This is a genomic window from Methanosarcina sp., from assembly GCF_035390745.1.
GTDB lineage: Archaea > Halobacteriota > Methanosarcinia > Methanosarcinales > Methanosarcinaceae > Methanosarcina.
The window spans coordinates 21,838-28,375 of sequence record NZ_DAOOUJ010000042.1; the positions used below are offsets into that span (position 1 = coordinate 21,838).

General features: G+C 44.1%; 5 protein-coding genes. 4 read left to right on the top strand and 1 reads right to left on the bottom strand.

Translation table 11 applies throughout. The features are described from left to right. Positions 1-179: 179 nt before the first annotated feature. From radA to PLL47_RS10285, 3 genes are all read left to right on the top strand, one after another. Complete coding sequence (gene radA, locus PLL47_RS10275) at positions 180-1,157, top strand: DNA repair and recombination protein RadA (protein WP_324446108.1); 978 nt, start codon at positions 180-182, stop codon at positions 1,155-1,157. Between the two features lie 460 nt (positions 1,158-1,617). Next, a complete protein-coding gene (locus tag PLL47_RS10280; protein WP_324446109.1) occupies positions 1,618-4,170 on the top strand; it encodes a cation-translocating P-type ATPase in 2,553 nt (850 codons plus the stop codon). Between the two features lie 165 nt (positions 4,171-4,335). Further along, a complete protein-coding gene (locus PLL47_RS10285) occupies positions 4,336-5,016 on the top strand; it encodes a phosphoglycolate phosphatase (RefSeq protein WP_324446110.1) in 681 nt (226 codons plus the stop codon). A 64-nt stretch (positions 5,017-5,080) separates the two neighbouring features. On the opposite strand, the gene PLL47_RS10290 is transcribed toward PLL47_RS10285, so the two are convergent. Next, positions 5,081-5,767, bottom strand: a complete 687-nt coding sequence (locus PLL47_RS10290) for a transglutaminase-like domain-containing protein (RefSeq protein WP_324446111.1) — start codon at positions 5,765-5,767, stop codon at positions 5,081-5,083. Between the two features lie 152 nt (positions 5,768-5,919). Here PLL47_RS10290 and PLL47_RS10295 point away from each other — a divergent pair, with 152 nt between their 5' ends. After that, on the top strand, positions 5,920-6,444 hold the full coding sequence (locus tag PLL47_RS10295; RefSeq protein WP_324446112.1) for a hypothetical protein: 525 nt from the start codon (positions 5,920-5,922) through the stop codon (positions 6,442-6,444). The last annotated feature ends 94 nt before the right edge of the window (positions 6,445-6,538 follow it).

Genomic DNA, 6,538 nt, shown 5'->3' on the forward strand with positions numbered 1-6,538 from the left:
TATCTGAAAAGAGCTTTTATATTCTCTCTTTTTGTCAGGCCCTTTCAGATAAACTGGCGCATTTTTTCACCGGGTAAGAATACTTTCACCCCACCTCCTCTAGTTATATATACGTGCAAAACCATAGTTGAGCCACCGTTATGCACCTTATACAACCATGTGCATCAGGAGAATTTGTAATGAGCGAAACAGCACTCGAAGATCTGCCAGGAGTTGGCCCTGCTACTGCAGAAAAACTCAAAGAAGCCGGATTTAACACCGTTGAAGCAGTTGCCGTAGCATCTCCTTCTGAACTTGCAACTACAGCCGAAATCGGGGAATCGACTGCCGCAAAAATCATCAATGCCGCAAGACAGGCTGCTGATATAGGGGGATTTGAGACCGGAGATATCGTCCTTGAAAGAAGGAAACTGGTAGGCAAACTTACCACCGGTTGTACCGAATTTGACGAAATGATGGGCGGGGGCATAGAAACCCAGGCTATTACCGAACTGTACGGAGAATTCGGTTCCGGAAAGACTCAGGTAGCTCACCAGCTCGCAGTGAATGTCCAGATGGACAAAGAACACGGCGGTCTAGGCGGGTCTGTCATTATAATCGATACTGAAAATACCTTCAGGCCGGAAAGGATAACCCAGATGGTAAAGGGGCTTTCTGAGAAGTACGGGATGGACCTTAATCCGGAAGAATTCCTGCAAAACATCCATGTAGCCAGGGCATACAATTCCAATCACCAGATACTTCTTGTGGACTCTGCAACAGACCTTGCAAACGAGCTCAAGGAAATGGGAAAACCCGTTCGCCTCCTGATAGTTGACTCTCTTATGGCTCACTTCAGGGCTGAATATGTCGGAAGAGGTACCCTTGCAGACAGGCAGCAGAAGCTCAACAAACATATGCACGGCCTGCTCCGCTTCGGAGACCTGTTCAACGCCTGCGTTGTTGTTACAAACCAGGTTATGGCAAAACCTGACGCCTTCTTTGGCGATCCCACAAGGCCGGTCGGAGGGCATATAGTCGGGCACACGGCAACCTTCAGGCTTTACCTGCGGAAATCCAAAGGAGAAAAGAGAATTATCCGCCTGGTAGACTCACCGAGCCTTCCCGAAGGGGAAGCTGTTGTTGCAGTGACTATGGCCGGACTAACTGATCAGTAAAAGACTCAGTGATCAATAAAATAATGATCGATGGACGGGAAATATAACCGTCCAGCTCTATAATCGTCCAGTTCTAAAGTCTGAAATTTTTTCTTTCCAGGCTCAGGATACTATATGGTCCTGAGTCAGGATACTATACTCAGATACTTCATTTAATTACCTGTTCCTTTTTCGTTCAGATTTTCATGTGTTTAATGTCTCTGGCTCTTTACTGTTTTATATAAGTAAGAATAATATTCCAGTTGAAAGAGTGAAGCCTCTTATGATTCCTCTTTTATTCGAAGATTCATGTTGTTTCTCTTAACTTACTTCAGATCCAGACCTCATAGGGTTTATATGGAAAATAAGTATAAAATGAAGTGTTTTCAATTTTTACTGGTATAATATATTGATTTTACAAATATGGGTTCCAGGTTTTAAAGAAAGAAAATTAAAGGGATATTACAGCAGGTATAAAAAAATGGAAACTACATTTGATCCAGAAAATATAACTGGACTTTCACAGGAAGAGGCCTCTGAAATACTCAAAAAGGAAGGGTATAACGAGCTGCCGTCCCAGAAGAAGCAGAGTCTTTTTTCTATCTTGCTGGGTGTTCTCAAAGAACCTATGCTTCTTCTTCTTTTAGTTGCAGGTACGATTTACCTGTTCCTCGGGGAAGTAAAAGATGCCCTGATACTTCTGGTGTTCGTTTTTGTGGTCGTAGGCATAACATTTAACCAGGAGAGAAAGACCGAAAGAGCACTGGAGGCTTTAAAAAATCTTTCCAGCCCGAGGGCCCTTGTAATAAGAGGCGGGGAACAGAAGAGAATTCCGGGGCGGGAAGTGGTTAAAGGCGACATTCTGGTTCTGAGAGAAGGAGACCGTATACCTGCAGACGGAGTCATGCTGTCCTGTACAAATCTTCTGGTAGACGAATCCCTGCTCACGGGCGAATCTCTGGCAGTCAGAAAATGCGAATCTACAGGCTTATCTCTATCCTTACAGCCCGGACAGCCGGGAGGAGATGACCTGCCGTTCGTGTATTCCGGAACTCTCGTGATTCAGGGTCAGGGATTAGCCCAGGTAAGCTCAACAGGAATACACACCGAAATGGGAAAGATCGGAAAAGCCCTCGGGACGATTGCAGAAGAGGATTCTCTGCTAAAAAAGGAGACAGCCGCAATTATAAAGAATTTTGCTGTTTTCGGAGGAATACTCTGCATCCTTGTAGTGGTAGTCTACGGACTAACCAGAGGAGACTGGCTGCACGGATTACTTGCAGGACTCAGTTTGAGCATGGCTCTCCTTCCTGAAGAGTTCTCAGTTGTTTTGCTCGTATTCCTCAGCATGGGTGCCTGGCGCCTGTCCAAAAGAGATGTTCTGGTAAGGCGCATGCCTGCTATTGAGACCCTTGGCTCTTCCACAGTTCTCTGTGTTGATAAAACAGGGACCCTGACGCAGAACAGGATGAACTTAAGCTCTCTGTATGCGGGAAATGAATACTGTGAGATTGGTCATGACAGGTGCCTGCTTGATGCGAATTTTCATGAACTGCTAGAGTTTGGCTATCTGGCAAGCCAGCAGGACCCTTTTGACCCGCTTGAAAAAGAGATCAAAAAAAGCACTGAAAAATTCCTTCCAGACCATGAGGACATACACCGTGAATGGAAACTTGTCCGGGAGTATCCTCTTTCCAAAAACCTGCTTGCACTTTCAAACGTCTGGGAATCCCACGACTCCCGTAAGTATGTTATCGCTGCAAAAGGAGCTCCAGAAGCGATTTTTGAGCTGTGCCACCTTAATGAGGCAGAAAAAGAGAAATTGATGTCTCATGTCCAGGAGATGGCAAATAAGGGCTTGAGGCTTCTTGGTGTTGCTAAAGCCAGTTTTCATGATGATACCCTGCCTGAAATTCAGCATGATTTCAAGTTTGAATTTGTAGGGCTGCTAGGTTTTGTTGACCCTGTAAGGCCATCAGTTGCTCAGTCGGTGAAAGAATGCTATACAGCGGGCATACGGGTAATTATGATTACCGGGGATTATCCCGGCACAGCCCAGCATATCGCAAGACAGATAGGGTTAAAGAATTCGGATCAGTACATCACCGGCCCTGAGATTGCCAGCATGCCAAAGGAAGAGCTTGCAGAGAAAATAAAAACAACAAATATTTTCGCCAGGGTTGTGCCTGAGCAAAAACTGGCAATTGTGAACGCCCTGAAGTTAAACGGCGAAGTTGTTGCGATGACAGGAGACGGGGTCAATGATGCGCCTGCCCTGAAGTCTGCTCATATAGGGATTGCAATGGGCGAAAGAGGAACGGATGTTGCCCGCGAGTCTGCATCAATTGTTCTCCTTAATGATGATTTCTTTTCCATAGTTGCAGCTGTAAGGCTTGGAAGGCGGATTTTCGATAACCTCAAGAAAGCAATCGGTTACATATTTTCAGTCCACATGCCTATTGCAGGGCTTGCAGTTTTTCCCATTTTGTTCCAGCTGCCTCTTGTCCTTTTGCCTGCGCATATAGCATTTCTTGAGTTAATCATCGACCCTGCCTGTTCGACTGTCTTTGAGGCAGAACCTGAAGAGAAAAACATAATGAACAGGCCTCCCAGAAACCTCCAGGACAGAATGTTCGGAAGAAAAAATCTGGCTTTGAGCCTTGTGCAGGGCATAAGCATGCTTGCAGGGGTAATTGTTGTTTTCCTCTATGCATTGTACACGGGCAAAGGCGAAGTGGATGCACGCACACTTACATTCGCTACGCTGGTAATTTCCAACCTTACTTTAATTGTGGCAAATCTTTCATGGTCCCAGAGCCTGGTCAAAACGTTATGTTCGGAAAACAAAGCCATGAGGTATGTGCTTGCAGGAGCGCTTTCAGGTCTTCTTCTGGTCCTGTATGTGCCGGCATTAAGAAGTCTGTTCCGGTTCTCACTGTTGCATGGTAGCGATTTGCTGATCGTGTTTGTTGTGGGAACTCTGAGTATTGTATGGCTCAGGTTGCTCAAGAGCCAGATCAGAAATAATATCTAAGCGGTTCGGTTAATTATCAGTTAAAGATAGAAGATACCTGTTAACTTCCAGATTCAGGCAGTAACCCAATATTAGTTTGAAACTAAACCCGGGATGTAAACCAGATATTCTGTAATTCAGTCAATGGGGGGAAGAATTTTATTCCTCCATTCCTATATTTTTTTAATGAAATTCAAAGCTCTTGTCGTTGACATTGACGGGACAATTACCTGTGCTAACAGGGAACTCCATCTTGGAGCCGTCAAAAAAATGCGTACCCTTAAAGTTCCGGTAGTCCTTGCTACAGGCAATATTCTATGTTATGCAAGGACAACATCAAGGCTTATCGGGCTGACCGGGGCTGTGATTGCTGAAAACGGGGGAGCCGTTACTGTCCGCTATGATGTGAACGGTATTTTTGAAGGAAGCATGGAAGAGTGTGAAAAAGCATTTTCTTTCCTTTCCGGGCATTTCAGGCTCACAAAACTCGATCCCATGTACCGCAAGACCGAGATTGCTCTCAGGCGTGACTTTGACCTTGAGAAAGCCAGATCCCTCCTGCAAACCCAGCCGTTTGAGGTTGAACTTGTCGACACCAAATACGCAATCCATATCAAAAGCATCAAAATCAACAAAGGAATAGGGCTCCAGAAGCTTGCAGGAATGATGGGTCTTGAAGCCGATGATTTTGTGGCAATAGGAGACTCGGCAAACGACGCTGAAATGTTTGAAGCGGCAGGCTTCGGAATTGCCGTTGCAAACGGGGACGAAAGGATAAAGGAAGTTGCCAATTACGTTACAGAAGCATCTTTTGGGGATGGGGCTGTAGAAGCTATTGAATTTCTTGAGTCTAACGGCTGGATTTAAAAACCGCAACATGCAACGGCTCTCTTGAGAATCTCTGGATTAGTTTTTGATTCCGGATTAATTTTTAATCGCGAAACACGTCTTTCAGCCCGAGATCCCACTGCGCCCACATCTCTTTTCTGGTATTGCTTTTCTTTAATACCTCAACAACAACCGGATTTGGCTCCTTGAATATTACCGGATGGTCTTCTTCCCCGCGCTCTTTATTTGCCTGCCAGGCAATTTTTTCTTCGTGTATGGAAAACTGAGCGTCCACACCCGGCTTATTTCCTCTTGCATCCAGCCTTACCCATTTGTTTAAGTCTTTTAGATATACAGCGTTCAGGCCGTGAAGGACTTTCCTGTTAAGCCCTTCCTGTCCTGAGCAGAGTTTTTGATAACAGAACCCGGTCGGTATCCCGAAATATCTCAGCATGGCTGCAAGCAGGTGAGATTTTGCGCAGCAGATACCATGCCCGATCTCCAGAACTTCCGATGCCTTGCAGGTAACCTCCTGTGCACCGATGTCACCTGAATGGTCAATGTCATCGCGGACAAACTCATAAATTCTCCTGATCAGGCTGATTTCGTCTTTCTCTTCCGTGCCTCCCATTTTTTCCATGCCTTCCCTCTTTTCCATGCCTTCCATTTCTTTCTTTAATTCAAGGCACTTATTAACAATCAGCTTATGATCGTAGTTTATGACTTCACTCTTTTTGAGGTAGTCCTGAATATTGTTGCTTTCAGCATTCATCCTGGTCACCTTGCTCATCTGTCGGTAAATACTACAAATCTTCTATAAAATTTGAGCTGATATGGAAGCTACGTTTTTATTGATCTGGATCTATAAATATTCTTCAAATACTGATGTTCTGCTGGTCGGAAAGGAAACAATTATGCGGGAATGGTGTGGGTGGAAATGGTATGGTAGAGGATGAAATCCAGACTGTACAAAGAAATGTTGAAAAAGACCTGTTCGAAGAACAAAGCAAAATTCTGGATAGGTTTTATTCGCTTATAATCCTGACATTTACAGCATTCGGTTTCTCTATTACATCCCTTACTTTTATTTTCGGGAGAGGAGGCGCCAGCTTTCGCGAAGCTTTTAGTTCTTATCACGTCTCTTTTTCCTTTTTTTGTTTGTTCATGGCTTTTTTGATCTCAATTATTAATGTGCTGGCAATATTTCACCATAGAAGGCTGGTAAGGAGAGGTGGCATGATAGGATATAGAGAGGGTAATGAACTGGTAAGTAATAATTTGAAATTATATCTCGATATTTCAAGGCAGAAAAATTACTATGCAATTGCAATCACTTTTATCGCACTTGGACTCACATCCCTTCTTAATAACTTTTCACAGTATCGCGGCATATCCTTGGTGCTTACTGCCGGATTTGTTGTGATAGTATTGTTGCTGATAGGCAATTATCGGAGATATTTGTCTTAAATTGAATTTAATAGGAAATTATTTTTCAAGAATATCCTCGACTCAGTTCCAAAATCTAGTGATAAAAGTAAATGTAACATCACTACACAAAATT

Coding starts and splice junctions, on each gene's coding strand:
- PLL47_RS10285 (WP_324446110.1), top strand. CDS start 4,336: ATGAAATTCAAAGCTCTTGTCGTTGACATTGACGGGACAATTACCTGT.
- PLL47_RS10280 (WP_324446109.1), top strand. CDS start 1,618: ATGGAAACTACATTTGATCCAGAAAATATAACTGGACTTTCACAGGAA.
- radA (WP_324446108.1), top strand. CDS start 180: ATGAGCGAAACAGCACTCGAAGATCTGCCAGGAGTTGGCCCTGCTACT.
- PLL47_RS10295 (WP_324446112.1), top strand. CDS start 5,920: ATGGTAGAGGATGAAATCCAGACTGTACAAAGAAATGTTGAAAAAGAC.
- PLL47_RS10290 (WP_324446111.1), bottom strand. CDS start 5,767: ATGAGCAAGGTGACCAGGATGAATGCTGAAAGCAACAATATTCAGGAC.